13 protein-coding genes and 2 pseudogenes are annotated in these 18,357 nt (G+C 61.0%); 5 read left to right on the forward strand and 10 right to left on the reverse strand.

Going from position 1 to position 18,357, the window contains the following annotated elements:
* Positions 1-8 precede the first annotated feature (8 nt).
* The 4 genes from B0G81_RS16595 to B0G81_RS16610 form a co-directional block, all read right to left on the reverse strand.
* Positions 9-1,349: a paraquat-inducible protein A gene (locus B0G81_RS16595; RefSeq protein WP_134137628.1), complete on the reverse strand. Its 1,341-nt coding sequence runs from the start codon at positions 1,347-1,349 to the stop codon at positions 9-11.
* A gap of 182 nt (positions 1,350-1,531) precedes the next feature.
* Complete coding sequence (locus B0G81_RS16600) at positions 1,532-2,995, reverse strand: efflux transporter outer membrane subunit (RefSeq protein ID WP_134143141.1); 1,464 nt, start codon at positions 2,993-2,995, stop codon at positions 1,532-1,534.
* 2 nt (positions 2,996-2,997) lie between these two features.
* Positions 2,998-6,171: an efflux RND transporter permease subunit gene (locus B0G81_RS16605; protein WP_134137630.1), complete on the reverse strand. Its 3,174-nt coding sequence runs from the start codon at positions 6,169-6,171 to the stop codon at positions 2,998-3,000.
* Positions 6,168-7,250, reverse strand: coding sequence for an efflux RND transporter periplasmic adaptor subunit (locus tag B0G81_RS16610; protein WP_347877461.1), 1,083 nt, complete (start codon positions 7,248-7,250; stop codon positions 6,168-6,170). The genes B0G81_RS16605 and B0G81_RS16610 overlap by 4 nt, the downstream gene beginning before the upstream one ends.
* Positions 7,251-7,760: 510 nt before the next feature.
* Between B0G81_RS16610 and B0G81_RS16615 the strand changes: the two genes are divergently transcribed.
* Positions 7,761-8,516 (forward strand): TetR/AcrR family transcriptional regulator, encoded by a 756-nt coding sequence (locus tag B0G81_RS16615; protein WP_134137634.1) that lies wholly within the window; start codon positions 7,761-7,763, stop codon positions 8,514-8,516.
* A 117-nt stretch (positions 8,517-8,633) separates the two neighbouring features.
* Here the strand turns inward: B0G81_RS16615 and B0G81_RS16620 are convergent, their stop codons facing one another.
* The 3 genes from B0G81_RS16620 to B0G81_RS16630 all read right to left on the reverse strand — a co-directional run bounded on the left by B0G81_RS16620 (position 8,634) and on the right by B0G81_RS16630 (position 10,279).
* Positions 8,634-9,224: an AI-2E family transporter gene (locus B0G81_RS16620; protein WP_347877462.1), complete on the reverse strand. Its 591-nt coding sequence runs from the start codon at positions 9,222-9,224 to the stop codon at positions 8,634-8,636.
* 39 nt (positions 9,225-9,263) lie between these two features.
* Positions 9,264-9,530: a hypothetical protein gene (locus B0G81_RS45595; protein WP_347877463.1), complete on the reverse strand. Its 267-nt coding sequence runs from the start codon at positions 9,528-9,530 to the stop codon at positions 9,264-9,266.
* A gap of 566 nt (positions 9,531-10,096) precedes the next feature.
* On the reverse strand, positions 10,097-10,279 hold the full coding sequence (locus tag B0G81_RS16630) for a hypothetical protein (protein WP_134137642.1): 183 nt from the start codon (positions 10,277-10,279) through the stop codon (positions 10,097-10,099).
* Positions 10,280-10,791: 512 nt separating this feature from the next.
* On the opposite strand from B0G81_RS16630, the gene B0G81_RS16635 reads away from it, so the two are divergent.
* The 4 genes and pseudogenes from B0G81_RS16635 to B0G81_RS16650 all read left to right on the forward strand — a co-directional run.
* Positions 10,792-11,148: a hypothetical protein gene (locus B0G81_RS16635; RefSeq protein WP_134137648.1), complete on the forward strand. Its 357-nt coding sequence runs from the start codon at positions 10,792-10,794 to the stop codon at positions 11,146-11,148.
* Positions 11,149-11,709: 561 nt separating this feature from the next.
* Positions 11,710-11,971 (forward strand): annotated as a pseudogene (locus B0G81_RS16640) (IS6 family transposase); the annotation flags it as partial.
* A 663-nt stretch (positions 11,972-12,634) separates the two neighbouring features.
* Entirely contained in the window at positions 12,635-14,188 is a 1,554-nt protein-coding gene (ltrA, locus tag B0G81_RS16645) for a group II intron reverse transcriptase/maturase (RefSeq protein WP_347877464.1), read from the forward strand.
* A gap of 62 nt (positions 14,189-14,250) precedes the next feature.
* A pseudogene (locus B0G81_RS16650) lies at positions 14,251-14,695 on the forward strand (DDE-type integrase/transposase/recombinase); the annotation flags it as partial.
* Positions 14,696-14,965: 270 nt separating this feature from the next.
* Here B0G81_RS16650 and B0G81_RS16660 read toward each other — a convergent pair.
* From B0G81_RS16660 to B0G81_RS16670, 3 genes are all read right to left on the reverse strand, one after another.
* Entirely contained in the window at positions 14,966-16,081 is a 1,116-nt protein-coding gene (locus B0G81_RS16660) for a porin (protein WP_134143144.1), read from the reverse strand.
* Positions 16,082-16,533: 452 nt separating this feature from the next.
* Positions 16,534-17,544 carry an SMP-30/gluconolactonase/LRE family protein gene (locus B0G81_RS16665; protein WP_134137651.1) on the reverse strand — a complete coding sequence of 337 codons (1,011 nt, stop codon included), beginning with the start codon at positions 17,542-17,544 and terminating at the stop codon, positions 16,534-16,536.
* A 189-nt stretch (positions 17,545-17,733) separates the two neighbouring features.
* The gene (locus tag B0G81_RS16670) at positions 17,734-18,228 is read right to left on the reverse strand and encodes a YbhB/YbcL family Raf kinase inhibitor-like protein (RefSeq protein ID WP_134137654.1); all 495 of its coding nucleotides are present in this window, start codon (positions 18,226-18,228) and stop codon (positions 17,734-17,736) included.
* Positions 18,229-18,357 lie beyond the last annotated feature (129 nt).

Raw genomic sequence — 18,357 nt, forward strand, 5'->3', positions numbered from 1 at the left:
GAATTCGTTCATGGCCGTGAACCACGCGCTGGCTCGCAGCGCACGTTGTCCCAGATCAGCCGCGGATCGAACTGATGCGACGCGAGCATGGTGAGAATCACCACCGCGCCGAAGGCCAACGCGCCCGGACCGGCAGTGACAACGGCAAACGAACCGAAGTGCACCAACGCGACCGTCAGTGCGACAACGAAGACGTCGAGCATCGACCAGCGGCCTACGCACTCGACGAGCCGGTGCAGCCTCGCGCGTTCGAGCGGTTGCCAGTCCGGACTGCAACGGGCCGCTACGATCTGCAGCGTGAGAATCGCGAGCTTGAGCATCGGCACGACGACGCTGGCGACGAACACAACGACGGCGAGCGGCCAGTCGCCTGAAGTCCAGAAGTACGCCACACCGCCGAGGATAGTGTCGTCCTCCGAGTGGCCGAGGGACGCCGCGTGCATGATAGGCAACAGGTTCGCGGGTATGTAGGCGAGTGCCGCGGCAAGAACGAGGCTCGACGTGCGCGTCACGCTATCGGGATGGCGCGTGTGAAGCATCGATTCGCACCGGGAGCAGCGCTGGTCCGACGATCCCGCAATGTGCTTCTGCACCAGTCCACAGGTATGACACGCTACGAGCCCGGCGCGCCGCGCCGTCCAATGCACCGCCGGCGCGGGCTTCAGCCCGAAGAACCTCAGCCGTCGCGAGGCGCACCGGCGCTTTACCCTGGTCCAGCGGATCTCGGTGGGTTGTCGAAGCTTTATTTCGTCCCGCGCTGACCACAGCACGCGCGGGTCGAAAGCGCCGAGAAACGCCAACATCAACGTGAGTGCGCCGAATGCAAACAGTCCTGGCCCAGGGATCACCTGCGCCATGCTGACCATTTTCACGATCGTGATGACCACGCCAAGCATGAACACTTCCACCATGCCCCATGGCCTGATGATCTGCACGACGCGAAGCATTCGATTGAAATGACGTACCACCTTGCCAAGGCGCAGCGGAACAAGCACATAGAGAAGCGCGAGGAGTTCGATCAGCGGAAACAGGATCGCTGAGCACAACACCATCGTTGCGACGATGCGCATGTGGCCCGTCCATAACGCCCACACCGCGCCAAGTAACGTCGCCTCCGAGGTCATACCGTTGGTCTGCAGTTGTATGACCGGGAAAGCCTGCGCTATACAGAATGTGATCAAAGCTGCGACGGTGAGCGCACCAATCCGGTCGAGGGGCACGCTCGCTCCCTGCGTTCCTTCCAGGCTCGCACGGCAGCGCGAGCAACTCGCAGCCTGCCCGTCCCGCAGCAGAGGCTTGCGAAACAGCAGATCGCACTCGTGACAGGCGATCAGTTTCTTATATTCCATACTGGGAACTGGACAACCTGAAGTTGTGGCGCGTTCGATGCACGTGAAGTCCGGCTTGACCCTTCCTGTACGTCGGCGCATTGTTATTTCGGATTGAAAACGACTGCTCCGATACCGGCGGTACAGTCAAGGAAAAGCGGCCTGACTGGCAGGCCGCCCTCCGCGGCTTCATCGACGCGCGATCATTGCGTCGACGCTGTTTGCGGCTGGCCTGGCGGCAGTTCGCCCATCGACTGGAACAGTGCAGCGGTATCGGTCATGCGCTGGCTTGCCGCGCGCACGGCGCCGATCTGTGCGCTGAGAAAGCGCTGCTCGCTGGCATGCTCCGCTGTTGACGGCAGCGAACCCATGCGGCGGCGCGACGCGGTATCGTCGAACGCCGCCTGCGCGGCCTGTGCCGCTGCTGCAGTCGACGCGAGTGTCTGTGCGTCGTTATCCAGCGCGGCAAGCGAATCCGCGACATTCTGGAACGCCGACAGAACGGTGGACTTGTAGTTCAGCACCGCCGCATCGTAAGCATCGATTGACGCCTTGCGGTGCGCGAACAGCGCGCCGCCATGGAAAATCGGCTGCGACAGTCCCGCACCGATCGCCCACAGCCCGCCCGCGCCCGAGAGAACCGCCGGCCAGCTAAAGCCGCCGCGGCCCATCGAAGCCGTCAGCGACAGGCTCGGAAAGAGCTGCGCGGTCGCAGCGCCGACATCGGCGGCAGCGGCTTTCACGGCGGCGTCGGCTGCCTGAACGTCGGGGCGCGAACGCAGCAGGTCCGACGGCACCACGACGGGCACGTGTTCAGGCAAGCTCAGGCTGTCGAGGTCGGGAACCGCCGGCGCGTTGTCCGGCGTGCGGCCCATGAGCACCGCGAGCGCGTGAATTGCCGTGGCGCGCTGCTGGCGTAACGCAGGAAGACTCGCCGCGGCCGAAGCCGCATCCTGCGTCGACCCAAGCGCCTGCACACGCGAGACCGAGCCGAGTGCGTAGCGTTGCTGGTCCTCGTCCGCGGCCGTCCTGGCCACGGCGACGAGCCGTTCGGTGAGCGTGATCTGGCGATCGAGTGCCGCCACGCTGATCGTCGTACCGACGATGTTTGCCGCGAGCGCGCGCCGCGCCGCCTCCAGTTGATACGCCTGCACGTCTACGCGAGCGGCGCTGGCCGCGTTCGCCGAACGGGTCGCACCGAACAGGTCGAACGTGTAGGACGCGAGAAACTGTCCGGCAAAAAAGTTGTAGCGAACCTCACTGGGGCCGAGGCCGGGCACAACCGGTGAACGCCCGCGATCGACCTGTGCGGCAGCATCGATTGAAGGCAGCGTCGATGCGCCGACCTGGGCGCGCAGTTCCTGCTGCGCGGCTGCGAGCGTGCGCTGCGCAGCCCCGAGCGTGGGGCTGTTGCCCAAGCCTTCCTCGACCAGTGCACTCAGCGCGTCCGACCGGTAAAGCCGCCACCATTGCGGAACGCCCACTGCGCCGACATCGAACTGCTGCGCGACGCCGGACGCGGTGACGGTCCTGGCCGGTTGTGCTTCGGCACCGTAGTGCACGGGCGAAGGCATCGCCGGGGGCGCGCCGTTCGGGCCGAACGTGCAGGCCGTCAGTGCGATGGCCGCAGCCACGGCCATCACGGATGTCTTATACGAAAGTCTCATCATCAATTCTCCGCATGTTCGGCGACGACCGGCTGCACCCCGCGCTCGTCGTGCCGGACCCTGAAGCACGCCGCGTACAGCGCGGGCAGGAAGAACACGGTCAGTACTGTGGCGATCGTGATGCCGCCCATCAGTGCGGTCGCCATCGGACCGAAGAAGCCCGAGCGCAGCAGCGGAATGAGGGCGAGCACGGCGGCCGCAGCCGTCAGCATGATCGGCCTGAAACGCCTTATCGTTGCGCCGATAATCGCGTCGAAGCGCGCATGCCCTGCCGCGATATCCTGATCGATCTGGTCGACCAGAATCACGGAGTTGCGCATGATGATGCCGAACATCGCAATCACGCCCAGCAGCGCGACGAAGCCGAAGGGCTTGCCGAACAGCAGCAGCGCGGCCACGACGCCGATCAGGCCGAGCGGCGCCGTCAGCACGACGATGAAGGTCCGCGCGAAGTTCTTGAGCTGGATCATCAGCAACAGCAGCACGGCGATGATCATCAACGGCATTTCGGCATTAATCGACGTCTGGCCCTTCACGCTTTCTTCGACCGCGCCGCCCACCTGAATGCGATAGCCGACCGGCAGCCTGGCGGTTTGCGCCGCGAGCGCACGTTCGATGTCGTGGGTCACGTCGATGCCCTGCGCGTCGCCGCGCACGTCCGCCTGCACCGTGATGGTCGGCTGGCGGTCACGTTGCCAGATGACGCCGTACTCGAGCGTATTGCGCACGTGCCCGAGCGAGGCGAGCGGCACCGGGCCGTTGGGCGTCGGCATTGCGAGGCTCGTAAGCTGTGCCGGGTCGACGCGTTCGGTTTTTGGCGCACGCAGATCGACACTGATCAGCTTGTCGCGCTCGCGGTACTGCGTCACCGTGTAGCCCGACAGCGTCATCGCGAGGAAGTTCGATACATCTTCCGAGCTGACACCAAGCTGGCGCGCCCGGTTCTGGTCGATCTCGAACGAGATCGAGCGCTCCGCCGGCTCGTCCCAGTCGAACTGCACGTTGCGCGTACGCGGATCAGCGCGGACCTTGTCCGACACGTCTTGAGCGATCGATCGCACGGTTGCGATATCGTCGCCACTGACGCGGAATTTGATCGGGAAGCCGACCGGCGGACCATTCTCGAGCCGGGAAACGCGCGCCCGCACGCCGGAGAAATCCTTCTCGAGCTTGCCGTCGAGCCAGCGCATCAGTTCCTCGCGGTTTTCCACGCTCTTAGCCGTAATCACGAATTGCGCGAAATTCGGCTGCTGAAGCTGCTGGTCGAGCGTCAGGTAAAAGCGCGGCGCGCCGGTGCCGACGAAGTCGACGAAGTGGTCGATTTCGGCTTTGCCGTCCAGCACCGCTTCCAGGCGCTTCGCTTCACGCAGCGTCGCTTCGAACGAGGCGCCTTCCGGCAACCGCAGATCGACCAGCAGTTCCGGCCGTTCCGAGTTCGGGAAGAACTGCTGCGGCACGCGCGTGAAGGCCAGCATGGAAATCGCGAAAAGCACGACGGTGACGCCGAGCACGACCCATCGACGCTCGACGCACCACGCAACCCACCCCGACAGGTGCCGGTAGAAGCCGGTGTTGCCGATTTCATGCGGATCATGGTGTGCACCGCCGGGTTCAGGCTTGCGTTCCGGCAGCAGGTAATAACCCAGCAATGGCACCAGCACGACGGCCGCGAACCACGAAACGATCAGCGCGATGGCCGACACCTCGAAGATCGAACGCGTGTATTCGCCCGTGCTCGATTTGGCCAGCGCAATCGGCAGGAAGCCGCATACGGTGACGAGCGTGCCTGTCAGCATCGGGAATGCCGTGCTGGTATACGCGAACGCTGCCGAGCGCGCCCGGCTCCAGCCCTCCTCCAGCTTCACCGCCATCATTTCGACGGCGATGATCGCGTCGTCGACGAGCAGGCCCAGCGCGAGTACGAGCGTACCGAGCGAAACCTTGTCAAGCCCGATATTGAACATGTGCATGCAAAGCGCCGTCACCGCCAGCACGATCGGAATCGTGATCACGACGACCATGCCCGTGCGCAGGCCGAGCGAGACGAGGCTCACGACCAGCACGATCGCCACCGCTTCGCCAACCGATTTCACGAACTCGTCCACCGAGTGCTTGACCGCGTGCGGCATGCTCGACACCGGCGCGAGTTTCAGACCCGCCGGCAGCGTGGCCTGCAGTTCGGCGGCTTTTGCGTCGAGCGCCTTGCCGAGGTCGATCACGTCGCCGCCCTTTTGCATCGTCACGCCGATGCCGAGCACCGCCTGGCCGCCAACGCGCATCTGGGTCGCCGGCGGGTCGTCATAACCGCGCGTGACCTTCGCGATGTCGCCCAGCCGGAACGTGCGCCTGTTGATGGTGATCATCATGTCCGAGAGCGCCTGCACGTCCTTGAACGCGCCGCTCGGACGCACGAACACGCGGTCGTCGGCGGTCGTGATGGTGCCGACGGGCGCCACGGTGTTCTGCGCGTCGATCGCCTGCGCGAGCTGTTGCGGCGAAATCGAGAGCCGCGTGAGCTGCGCATTCGATATTTCGACGAAGATGCGCTGATCGGGGTCGCCGAAATAGTCGACCTTGGCCACCCCGGGTAGGCGCAGCAGGACCGTGCGCAGCTTGTCAGCGTAGTCGTGCAGTTGCGCCGGCGAAAAGCCGTCGCCTTCAAGCGCATAGATGTTGGTGTAGACGTCACCGAACTCGTCGTTGAAAAACGGGCCGACCGTGCCCTTCGGCAGCGTCGCGGCAATGTCGCCAACCTTCTTGCGCACCTGATACCAGGTTTCCGGCACTTCCTTGACGGGGGCCGAGTCCTTCATGGCGAAGAAGATCATCGACTCGCCCGGGCGCGAGTAGCTCTTGATGTTGTCGATGTTCGGCGCGGCCTGCAACTGGCGGCCGATCCGGTCAGTGATCTGTTCCTGCACTTCGCGCGCAGTCGCACCAGGCCAGTAGGTCTTGATCACCATCGTGCGGAAGGTGAACGGCGGATCCTCCGACTGCGCGAGTTTCGTATAACCGATCACACCGAAAAGCGTGGCGAGGCCAATCAGAAAGATCACGAGCTGCTGATGACGCAGCGCCCAGGCGGAAAGATTGAAGCCGCCTTCGCCAGATCTGTCTTCGCCGGAAGACGGGACAGGCGCGCTCTTGCGCACGGATTCATCGTCGCGTGAGTTCATGACGGGGAATCCTCCGGATGCAGCGGCGCCACCACCTGCACATGCTGGCCTGTGCTCACGGCGTGTACGCCCTGCACCATGACTCGGTCGCCGTCGTGGAGGCCCGATGCGATGGAGACCGTGCGCTCGTCATATCGCTGCACCGTCACAGGGCGCAGCTCGAGCGTATCGGTGCCGGCACGCACCACCCAGACTGCGGGGTTCTCGCCCTGATGAAAGAGCGCCGTCACCGGCACAGTGAACGGCTGTGCGCCCGACGCGCCACCGACGATATCGAACGCAACGGTGGCCGTCATGCCGAGGCGCACTTCAGGGGTGGGAGCGTTCAGGGTAAGCTTGACGCGCCAGGTGCGGCTTTGCGGATCCGCACCTGGCGACACCTCGCGCACGCGGGCCTCGAAGGTCTTGCCGGGTAGCGCCGATAGCGTTACGCGCGCCATGCTGCCGACTGTCAGCGAACTGAGCGTCCGCTCGGGTGCGTCGCAGACGACATCTACGTCGCCTGTCCAGTCGAGGTGATAGATGGATTGGGTTGCCTGAACGTTCTGGCCCGTGTCGGCGTCCTCCGACGTAATCACGCCGTCGTGGTCCGCTGTCAGCGTCGCATAGCGCAGATTGTCCGACGCGAGCGCCATCTGCGCGAGCGCCGAGTCGCGCTGCGCAGTAGCGGAAGCGTACGCGTCCTGCGTCTGTTCAAGCTGCGCAGGTGCAATCAGGTTTGCTTGCGCCTGCGCTTGATCCCGATTGAGCTGCTGCGTCGCGTAGACAAACCGGTGTTCGGCGGCATCGAGTTGCGCTCGCGCGTTCGCCAGGTTACTGCGCAGATCCGTCGGATCGAGGAGCGCAACGGCCTGCCCCGCCTTGACCGCGTCGCCGAGACGAAGGCGCCGTTCGATGATCTTACCGCCCACTCTGAACGAAAGCGCCGTGGAGTAGCGAGCCTGCACCTGAGCCGGCAGCGAAGCACTTACCGTGCGCCCGTCAGCGTGCACGGCCACGGCGACCACGGGCTTCGGCTCCGGAGCGGCCGCTTCCCGCGGGTGGCAAGCCGAGAACAGGACCCGCGCAGCAGGCCGCAAGCGCCACGCGTGCGCATTGCAGAGATTGGACGAAGGAAGGTAAGAAGCAACGCGCGGGCGCCTGCGCGATAAGGCCGGAATGTTTCACGATGTTCACAAGACGGGCAATAACCCAAGTAAGAAAGTTTCCTCATGCGGTGCAAACCTGAAGTGCCAGTAAGCACAGTTTGCTATCAGCGAGGACCTACAAAACCAGCTCTGTTGATACGTTAGTTGTCCTTCTTTAGACGTACATATCGGGGCACGCCACCCGGGTACGACTCACGCTGTCAGTGGTCGACGCCGCGCCCGCTTATGCCTAGGCGCAATGATCTGCCAGCCTGTCAGTTTCGCCCGAAGACTTGGCGAGACCGGAAAGGCATTTTTCGCTCCGTCGCCATCGATCGGCCCTTCGTACGTCCGGTTGCCGGCGGTCTCGGGTGAGATTAGACCCATTACTGAGTATATTGTCAACCATGACATATAAATCTACAATCTGGAAATTTCAATAATCACGACCACGGAGCCGACATGCCCCAAGCCCCCAAGCCGCGCGCGAGCCGCGGACGCGCGCTCAAGGCGCCAACTGCGTCCCGCGACGCGCTCAACCGAAGCTATCCGCGCGGTGCCCGTCGCAAACGCGAGACGCGCGCGCGCCTGCTCGATGCTGCGCTGAAACTGGTGGCGGCCAAGGGTTTGACCTCCGTGACCATTAACGAAATCACCGAGGCAGCCGACGTCGGGTTCGGTTCCTTCTATAACCACTTCGAATCCAAGGAAGGCATGTTCACGGCGCTCATCGAATGGATGTTCGAGGAATTTGCGGATACGCTCGATCACATCGCCGCGGGGTTGTCCGATCCAGCTGAAGTGATCGCCGTCTCCGTCCGCCACACGCTCCTGCGGGCCTACCGCGAGCCGGTTTGGGGGCAACTCCTCATCCGCGAAGGTTTGTCGCCGCGCGCGCTGAGCAGGGGTCTCGGTCAACGCCTGCTGCGCGATAGCGAGAGGGGCATTTCAGAAAGGCGCTTTGTGGTCGCAGACCGGCTCATGTCCGTGATCTCCGTGGTTGGCACGGTGCTCGGGGGAGCTGCCGCCGAGCTGCACCTGGCCGCCTCGTCGAAGCGGGCTGTTCGTGCGCGAAAAGTGCTTCGCTCGAGGGAAGAGAAGTTTGCCCAGCGAACCGCGGCCATCGTCTTGCAGGCGTTCGGTCTCACACGTGTAGAGGCTGAGAAGATCGCGCGACGTCCGCTGCCCACTGCCCCCGATGCTCCGAGCTTGCCGTGACCGTGCAGCTAGCGCGGCGTTTCCCTGCCTTCGCAGGTGTGGTGGCCCGGTATGGTCTCGTGTCGGTAAGCAGGCGGGCAGGCGCCCGGAGTTCGGATCGGGCGATCGTTATACCGGTCAGCTCTGGTAAAGCGCGCTAGCGAGATAGCGGCGGCGCAGTTCCCGCAATGCCGACGCGAGGATGGCGCTGACCGACAACGCGAGCAGTACACCGAAGAATCCGTACAGCCGCCCAAAAGCCAGCAACGCAAAGATGATCGCGAGCGGATGAAGGCCGATGCGCTCGCCAACCAGTCTAGGCGTCAGCACAAAGCTTTCAAGAATCTGGCCGACGCCATACACCACGACCACCACGGCCAGCCCGTACCAGTCACCGAATTGCAGGAGCGCCGCGAGGTGCGCGAACGCGAGGCCGGTTGCAAAGCCGATGTAGGGAACGAATACCGCAAGCGCGCTAAACAGGCCGACGGGCACCGCCAGATCCAGCCCTGCAATAGTCAGCACAGTCGGATAGAACACGGCGAGCATTGCAATCACCAGCAATTGACCGCGCAGGTACTGCGACATCATGCAATCGATCTCACCGACGAATTCGCGCGTCTTGCCGAGCCAGCGCCGCGGCACGAAGCTCTGCATGCGCGCGAACGCCTCGTGCCTGTCGTAGAGCAGATAGAACAGGACGAGTGGCATCAACACTGCATTGCTCATGACATTAATCATCACGTTGCTGCTGGTGCGCAGGTATTGCTATAGGGCAAGCATCGCGCCCTGCCAGTCCGCTTTGAGACGAGCCGCCAGCACGTCGCGAATATTCGTCGCATCGAGCGAATAATCCAGCCCCAGAGAAGCCTGACGTGGCTTCAGCCATGCATCGAGCTTTGCGACGATAAAGGAGATTTGCCTGATGAGTTCCGGCCCCTCCTTCTGGACGACTACGCACATGAGCCGCATGACGAGTGCAACGGACAGCGCAAACAATGACATCATCCCCAGCGCCGCAAGGGCGCGGCGCATCCGTCAGATCCGCGTCGCGCAACCAGCCGCGCTGCGGGTCCGCCTGTCATCACCCTGCTGACGTGACGGGTCTTGCGGTGTCGCCGGCTTGCCGGTGCCTGTCTGCAATTGGCCGCCGGGTTGCCCGGTGACCTGGATCCACAATGGAGGTGCCATCAGATCGGGCGGCGGCATCCCTCCCGGTGCTTGCATCGCGGGAACGACAATCGCGATGACGCGAGGCGTAGGCATCACGGTCGCCGAACAACCGCAGACCGTCGCAGCAATCGGGAACGAGCACAGCACGGCGAAAGAGAAGCGCGGTCGTCGCGTCATTCCGGCCACCGATGCGGCGAATCGTTAAGGTCTGGTTGAACAGTCATGAGTGAGATCTCCACAGTTGATGCAGCGTTCGCTGGCATTGCGGCAACTCGCCTACAGCAACTTCGTGGACGGGCCATTGGGTGATAATGTTATCATATACGGTTCGTTAGTCAATATCGATCGGCGCGGTTTAACCCACTACATACCATCGCCGGTACGCGGTGAGTTGCGCCGGCCTGATTCTCGGCTAGTTCGCAGAGGGCTCAGTGCGTCAGGACGCTCGGGCGCACGGCGAGGCGCTCGACTTCTAGTAGCGCCTGGCCAAGCACATCGATAGCTCCATTCGTGGTGGAGGCCGTAGCAGCGCTGCGCAACGCGTGCTGAACGATGTCGTGAATGACTTCCGTGTTCGATGATTCGGCGTGGAAGATAAGTTGGTGTTCCATAAGTATTCCTACGTAAAAATGAAGCGTACTTTCAGGTGGATGCAGTATAAGCAAAACGTGTCCCCATTCGACGTGCGCAATTATGAGTTGCGAGATGTTCAATGCACAGTTTACGTGCATCGCGGATCGCTGACATAAGAGCAGCAAGCGGACGTATTCCGATACCCACGTAGCGTCTTCTCAACGAGCGGCGATGGAAACCCGCATGCTCGACGGCCGATCTTGTTTGTGTAACGACCAGCGGATACCGCCAAACGAATTTGCTGCGTGTCATTCAGCCGTCCCACTGCCCCTGCCGCCGGGACACACTAAAGAAGCGCGCAACCGCTTCAGCGCAACCGGCTACAACCTTGCAGCGACGACAACTATCTATTGCCATGGGGATGGTTGTAAGCAGACGGTAAGTGACTAAACTGGCACTCAACGAACTGGCAAACAGCACTCAAGGCCTCGCCAGACCGTCGTTCCCCAAACACCGCGTCGCCATCTGACGCTCGATATGGAGTCTGATCATGCCAAGGTCGAAGACCTTCATCCCCGTCCCTGTTGTCGCGTCGATCCTGTCGTTCTCAACCGCCGCATTCGCTAACAATGATGGCTCGCAAACGTACGAGCAAGCGATTGCGCAACCGGTTCAGCGTCAAACGGTCGGCTACCACGAACGCACGAGCGCCAATACGCAACATGCAATGGATTTTCAGGCGGTGTTAGCCCGCGTGGAAGCCCAACGACAGGCGTTCGACAACTACGGCGGGGTGACTAGTTCGTCCGTGTCGCTCCCGTCAGACAACGTTGCGTCGGCTAAACGCGTCGACTTCAGTACCGCAACAGCGTCCTGGCGTTACAAGCCGACCGTGGCCGCACGTTGATACGGCCTGCCGCTGCTAATCGCATCAAAAAAACAAAGCAACCCACTGTAGAGAACTGAAATGAAGAAGACATTCCTTGTACTTTTCGCATCCCTTACTAGTGCATCCGTCCTTGCGCAAAGCAGTCCGCCGCAGCAATTGCCGTCTCTGCAGCAAGCGTCCGCCGGGCAACCCTCCGCGAAGCAGCTTTCACAGGGTGGGCCGCAGCTTCCGCAACCTCCACAGCTTCCGCAGATCCCGCAACGTCCGACACAGGCGTCGACGCAAGTCCCGACCCAGCTTCCGAAATAACCCAAAGCCCACCCAAATGCGCAGTCGCGATGACTGCGTTACAGTTGCGCAGCTTCGCGCACCACATCCCAGCCGGGCTTCGGACCGCCCTCATAGATCAGAGCGGCGGGCGCTTAACCGCCCGCCTTCGTTTGCCGGCGATTCGTTCATGACATCGGGAAATCGCTGGCCGCGAGGACCTTGGTTTTTTGAGCAATGGACTGCTGTTAAAGCTTTGTCGCAGTAAGCGTCGGTATCATGCGCCTGATAACACGAACGATGGGGCGCTTGATGACGACTTTGAATCCAGCCTCGGCACGGGTGCTCAAGCGTTTGCACTATCCGCTAGATATGATCCTCCCGTGTGTCCGCTGGTATGTGGCGTATCCGCTGAGCCTTCGACATCTGGAAGAGATGATGGCGGAGCGCGGAATTTCGGTCGACACATTCAACTGTGTACCGCTGGGCCATCAAGGTCTTGCCGGTCTTGGAGAAGGCCTTTCGCCGCCACAAGAAAGCCGTCGGTCGGAGCTGGCGAATGGATGAAACGTATAGTACGCCCAGCCAACGTAGCCCGCCCACATGGGGTGAAGTTGCTTGAGCATGTTTGGAATGCAGGACCCGGTGGAGTTGAAGTCGCAGTACCGGGACATGCCCTTTCTCTGCTGCGAGAGAAAGTGAGCCGAAGCGGCGGTGACTTGCTGACACTAGCAAGGTGACGAAGTCCGTGGGAAACGGAGCTTGCGGCGAAGCGGTTACGCCAAGATGAGCTTCTAGGCTGAGCATGGGACGGTTGAGGGACACGAACCTATTGAAACGCATCTGAGGGTTGAATCGTCACCCCTGCCTACACCGCTTAAGAGGCAGGACGCGGATCGGCGCCGGTCACACGTATGGACTGATGCCGCGAACGCTGGCTGGAGATGTATGCCGGCCAACTGGAACCACGGAGAGCGCGCAGCTAGACCGTGGTGTCTGCGACGACTTGCGGCAAGCAAGGATAAAGACTGCGATAGGCAACCTCGCCCATGCGTTGAGTCCAGCATGTGAACTGGGGAAGGCTTGCATAAATGACAAGGGAGTGTGCCCCCGATGATATGCAGGCTGGCGGAGCCTCTGTAGTAGTCCGAGGCCGGGAAAGCCGGTTACATGGCGAAGGGAGGCAGTTGAAGTGGTTTGCTGGGTTGATTAACTGACCATAGTGAGGTGAAGACCTTTGATAATCAGTGAAATGCAAAGCAAACTGGCGACATGGTCGACGGAGGACAAAGAACGCAAGTTCGATCGACTTCTGAGACTGATTGCCGACAGGATTTGGCTGAGCGAAGCGGCTCGCATTACGCTGGCCTCCAGCGGAGCTCGCACGCCGGGTGTGGACGGTGTCAGCAAGCGCATGATGGAGGAGAATCTCCAGCATGAACTGGCGACGATACGCGACGAACTGTTGGCGGGCTCGTATAGTCCGCTACCGGCGCGCCGCGTGTACATCCCGAAAGCGAACGGCAAGCTCAGGCCACTCGGCATCCCGAGTCTGCGGGATCGAATTGTTCAACGGGCCATGCTGATGGCGATGGAGCCGATCTGGGAGAGTGATTTCCACCCGGCTTCACATGGCTTCAGACCGGCCCGCAGCGTACACCACGCTGTGCGCATGGTGAGACTTCAGTTAACGGCTGGAGATGAGCAGAGTGCTGCGGGACGTTGGGTCATCGAGGGCGACCTCGCCAGCTACTTCGACACCGTTCATCACCACCTGCTACTGAAGGGGATCCGCAAGCGCATCGCCGATCAGCGCTTTCTTGCCCTGCTCTGGAAGTTCATCAAGGCGGGCTGCGTTGATCATGGTCTATTCCGTGCTGCTAGTGAAGGTGTTCCTCAAGGCGGAGTTATCTCGCCTCTGCTGTCCAACATCATGTTGCATGAGTTTGATGCGTGGATGGAAACGAACTTCCTGAACAAGAAGGTACGCAAGGACCGGTGGGCGTGGAACTTCGCTGTTCTCAAACAGCGGCCCATTGCTGTGCGGGAAAATCGACAGTGGAAACCAGCAGTATCCTACTGTCGTTATGCGGATGACTTTGTGGTGGTCGTAAAAGGAACCCGCGCGCACGCCGAAGCAATACGCGAAGCGTGTCGGGAGTTCCTGGAAGGCAAGCTGAAGCTCACGCTGAATATGGAGAAGACCCATATCACGCATGTGAATGACGGTTTCGTCTTCCTCGGCCATCGAATCATTCGCAAGCGCGGACCACGCGGCAGCATGCGACCGGTGACGACAATTCCGTGGGAGAAGTATCGGGGCTTTGCCGAGCGGCTGGTCAAACAGCTGTCAAGCAATTACAGCATGAACCGGATGGATATGGTGGAAAGCCTGAATCGGCAACTGATGGGATGGGCAACCTTCTACCAGTACACCGACTACACGGCGACCCTGTTTAGCAGGTTGGACCGAACCGTCTTCTGGAAGCTAGGATATTGGCTTGCGCACAAGTACCGGCGTGGCTTCCGGTCGCTAATGCGCGATCATATCCGGGCCCCTGAACCGGGGAGGGCCACGACATGGGTGCTGCAAGGCCTGGATAGTCGGGGTCGGTACGGTGAAGTGGCGCTTCGGCGCCTCGTCACCAGCCGCAAGGGGCGATTCACTTGGCGAACCCCCATTGAAAATCCGTACATATTGCGCGATGAGACACGCCGCACCATCGAGTCGCGCTACGCTGATGTTGCCTTTGCTATGAGCGACACCTCAATGGAGAGCCGGATGCGCTGAGAGGTGCAAGTCCGGTTCGGGGAGGAGAAACAGGGAAATAGTTCGACTACGCCCTGTTTCTTACTCCACTCAAGGTCCGAGGCCATTGGAAGTATTTGTATCGCGCAGTTGACAAGGAAGCTAACACGGTGGATTTTCTGCTCCGTGCCCATCGTGACAAGGCTGCGGCGAGCGTTACTTCCAAAAGTCAATCGAGCAGAACGGGCGAGGCCGAGACGGTGACAATCGACAAAAAGCGGTGCGAACCTGGCCGCACTGGATGCTCTCAACGCGGAGCGTGAAACACCGATCAAGATTCGCCAGAACAAGTATCTGAACAACATTGCCGAGCAAGATCATCGGGCGATCAAGCGACGTACACGACCTATGCTCGGCTTCAAGAGTTTTCGTTGCGCCCACATCCTGTTGAGCGGCATCGAGCTCATGCACATGATCGCCAAGGACCAAATACAAGACCGTGGCATCGGATACACTCGTGCCCAGCAGTTTTACTCACTGGCAGCGTAAGTAATCCTACTTATACTGCCGTTTGTTCGCCACCTTGCCCTTACCGCGACAAAACCTATCGAAAACACCTCGCGGCTCGATTCGCTGCGTGGCACGAATTCACCGACCTCACCCAGAATCCGTCGAATGCTTGCTGAGCAATGATGACCTCTGCCACCATTTCGTCTCGCTACCGGCAAGTTGACAAAACCCCAGGCGCGGCTGAGCCGACTAAAAATCACTGTCCTCTTCCCCGAGCAGATTGGTCGCCGGTCCGCCAACATATGTCCGCTAAAACCGGTGCGTCACGCCCATGAGCACCAGCGTCTGCGACGCGTTGGGTTCGGTCACGGCGATACCGGGCCAGCTCGTCGTCGCGCCTCCATTGTTCTTCATATAGCCGGCCCGGATGTACACGAACGTGCGCTTCGAAAGACTATGTTCCGCGCCCACTTCTATTCCGGGCGTATTGTCGTGTGAACCGCGCACATTACGTTCAATTACGGCGATCTGGATGGCATCCTGCGACGTCGCCTGAATCGTCGCCCCCACCTCAACAATACTGACGGAATGGACTGTACCAAGACGGGCCGCGAGTGAACCCGCTGCGGCGTCTTTGGGTTGCACGTACAGATAGGCGAACTGCAGGTTCACGATACCGAACCGGTAAGCCAATGCCCCCGTGTAGTGAGCCGTTCCAACCAGATCCAGGCGGTCAGGAAGTCCGGGAAAGCTCAACTGTCCAGCATGCTGATACTGGTATCCGAAACCAGCAAACAGGCCATAGTTAGAATAGGTTGCGGATACATCGAGAAAATTCCCCGACGTGGACGGCAAAGGCTGCGTGACCGTAGCGGCGAACGCGTACATCGCGTTGAACGTGAAACCGCCCAGATTCGGCGATTGATAGTTGATCGAATTGCTGGTGCGTCCGGTGGCGTTCTGCGTCGACAACGTGTTTCGGTCAATTGCAAGGACGGCCGCGGCGAGCGGCGAAATCACTTCGTTGATGCGGAAGGGGTCGACGGGATAGACAACCTTGAAGCTCGGTTGATACTGACGACCGAAGCTCAGCGAACCGAAGTCGGCATGACTCAACCCGATCCACGCCTGACGATAGAAGAGCGCATTGCTGTCCGCGAAGAACGTCCCGTTGTTCACGTTGAAGCCGCTCTCGAGGTCAAATTCGGCCGCCAGTCCGCGGCCGAGGTCCTCACTTCCCTTGAACCCCAAAAGGGACGCTGAGGAGCCGCCACTTCTTTCGGAAAACGAATGAGTCCCACCGTTGTTTAGATACTGACCAAAAACGTCGACCACCCCATACAACGTCACACTCGACTGCGCTACTGCATGGCCTGCGGCAAGGACCAACGTAGCACCGCAAACTCCCCGACTGATCGCACGCATGCTGTCTCCTATCGGCGCTTGCTTCATCAATATCTCCTTGTTCCCGGTGATCGTCCTGACCAGGTGTCTTCATGTCGATTTCATGTTCGATGTTCCGACATATTTAGTACTACATATCTGTAAATCGCCATCAAACGCCAGCGCTTTATGGCCCGCAGCGTCCCGACGTTGGAAGCCGTACCTGGCGGCCCATCTCCATGCAAGCAATCTGGCTAGTCCAATTCACACCTGCGCTTCATGTGCCCGAATGACGAGGAGCTCGGGCGCGCGTACCGCAGTTCGAAGGCGAGGCTGGGATCGCCCCAACTGGGACGTGCCGAGAAGTCGCGCGGCCTCGGAGCGAAGAGCGACTTCTGGGATCGATCGAGAATGTGCGGTAAAAGGACCGCGCATCTTATGGCGCGGATCCAGTCCCCGTTTGGGCATGGACTCTTGAGCGCATCCGGTCACTTCTAGTAAATGTCCGGTATCCGCCTCTTGATTTTCGAGATGGTGTGGACCTTCACCTGGTGAGCCCACGGTCCATCGATTGTCCGTTCAGACTGCGAAACGACCGCGCCAAAATCGAGCGAAAGGTTGGTGACAAGAACCTCATCCCCGCGGAATACGAGGCTGTTCGACCAGAGAAAGCCTATGGGCGCCCCCTCGCGATCGATTCCGCCGAAATCGCCGAGCTTTGCAATCACTCGCCCCCGCGTCGGTTCGAGTACGAGAATTTCGTTGGACTGGTTGCACGCGGTCCAGATGTTATCGTGCTCGTCAATGATCAGGCCGTCAGGTCCCCCACCGACGCGATTGACGAAGACCTCAGGCGTGCCAGGTTCAAGCGTCGACCCGGTCACCGGTATCTTGACAATCGTGTCGTTCGCTGTGTTGGCGACGAACAACGCTGTCCACTCGTTGTTGAACGCCAAACCATTCGCGCCGATGCGCGGTGCTGGCCTTGCCGGACTGAGCAGTGGGCTTTTGACCCACGCGAATGCTTCGCCGCCGCCCGGTCCAGTTTTCCAGATGATGCCCTGGTGAGAGTCGGTCACGTACACGTTGCCCGCAGCGTCGAACGTCATCCCGTCGAGGCCGGGATTATTACCCGTGACCGTCATGAAAACGGATGCGGCACCCGTGTTGGGATCGACGACCCAGACCTTCGCGGCCTGGTAATCGACCACAAGGAACTTGCCGGTCTGCGGATGGAATGCAAGGTCGAGCAATAGCCTGCTTGAGCCTTTGACCCGAACAGTCCGAAGATGCTTGCCACGTGGGTCGAACACAATGAGCGTTCCCTCACTCGTCTCAGGTTTGTTCGCCGCCACTGTGGCGACGTAGACGTTCCCCTGACGGTCGATGGTGATCCCCTCGGGATGCGCCTCACCCGGCGGCAACGTGGCAAATTTCTCGACCTTGCCGCGCTCCCAGGCGTTCGTGGTGAGCGGCGTCGCCAACAACGCCAGCAGTATCAGCATCGCTATGTTCGTTCTCATCGTGCAGTCTCCAAAATTGAGGGAGCTGTAATGCATCGGATTATTCGATCGTGTCTGCCCCCATTGAATCCACCAGCGCTCCCACCACCGGCACCAGGAACGCCGCCCGCCCGCTCCGAGCCCGGCCTAGGGGCTGGCGAGCGATTCAAACAGTCGCAGCAAGGCGCACCCTCAGCGGTTGTAGAGGCCGGTCAGGGTGGCCGTGGCGAGCGTGTTCTGGTAGATCAAGAAGCGCACCACCGCGTTGGGCGCGTTGGCCGGCGGCTCCAGCTTCTGCACACCCAACGCGTGCACGGTGAAGATATAGCGGTGTGCCGGCAAGCCCTTGGGCGGGCAGGGACCGCCGTAGCCGGTGGCGCCGTAGTCGTTGGTGACCTGAGTGCCGCTGGCGCCCAGGTCAGTGGCGTCGGTGGAGCCTACGCCTGCGGCGAGCTGGGCGACGGACGAATCGATATCGAACAGGATCCAGTGCCAGAAGCCGCTGCCGGTCGGTGCGTCCGGATCGTACAGCGTCAGCGCGAAGCTCCTGGTGCCTGCCGGCGCGCCGTGCCATTGCAGCGCGGGCGAACGGTTCTGGCCGGTCCCGTCGAAGCCATCGAATTCATGCACCAGTTGCAGTCGTTCCTGATCCTTGAATTCAGGCGATATCACTGTGAAGATGCTCACGCCATTTCCTTTGCTTTACTTGATTTGATAACCAGGAAAGCTGCATCGCGTGGATGTGCCCCAGCACCGATGCACTTATTTGTCATGGCGCCGCTTCCTCTAGCTGCGCCACGGCCTCCCCTCGCACGA

It is taken from the genome of Paraburkholderia sp. BL6665CI2N2 (assembly GCF_004366535.1).
Classification (GTDB): domain Bacteria; phylum Pseudomonadota; class Gammaproteobacteria; order Burkholderiales; family Burkholderiaceae; genus Paraburkholderia.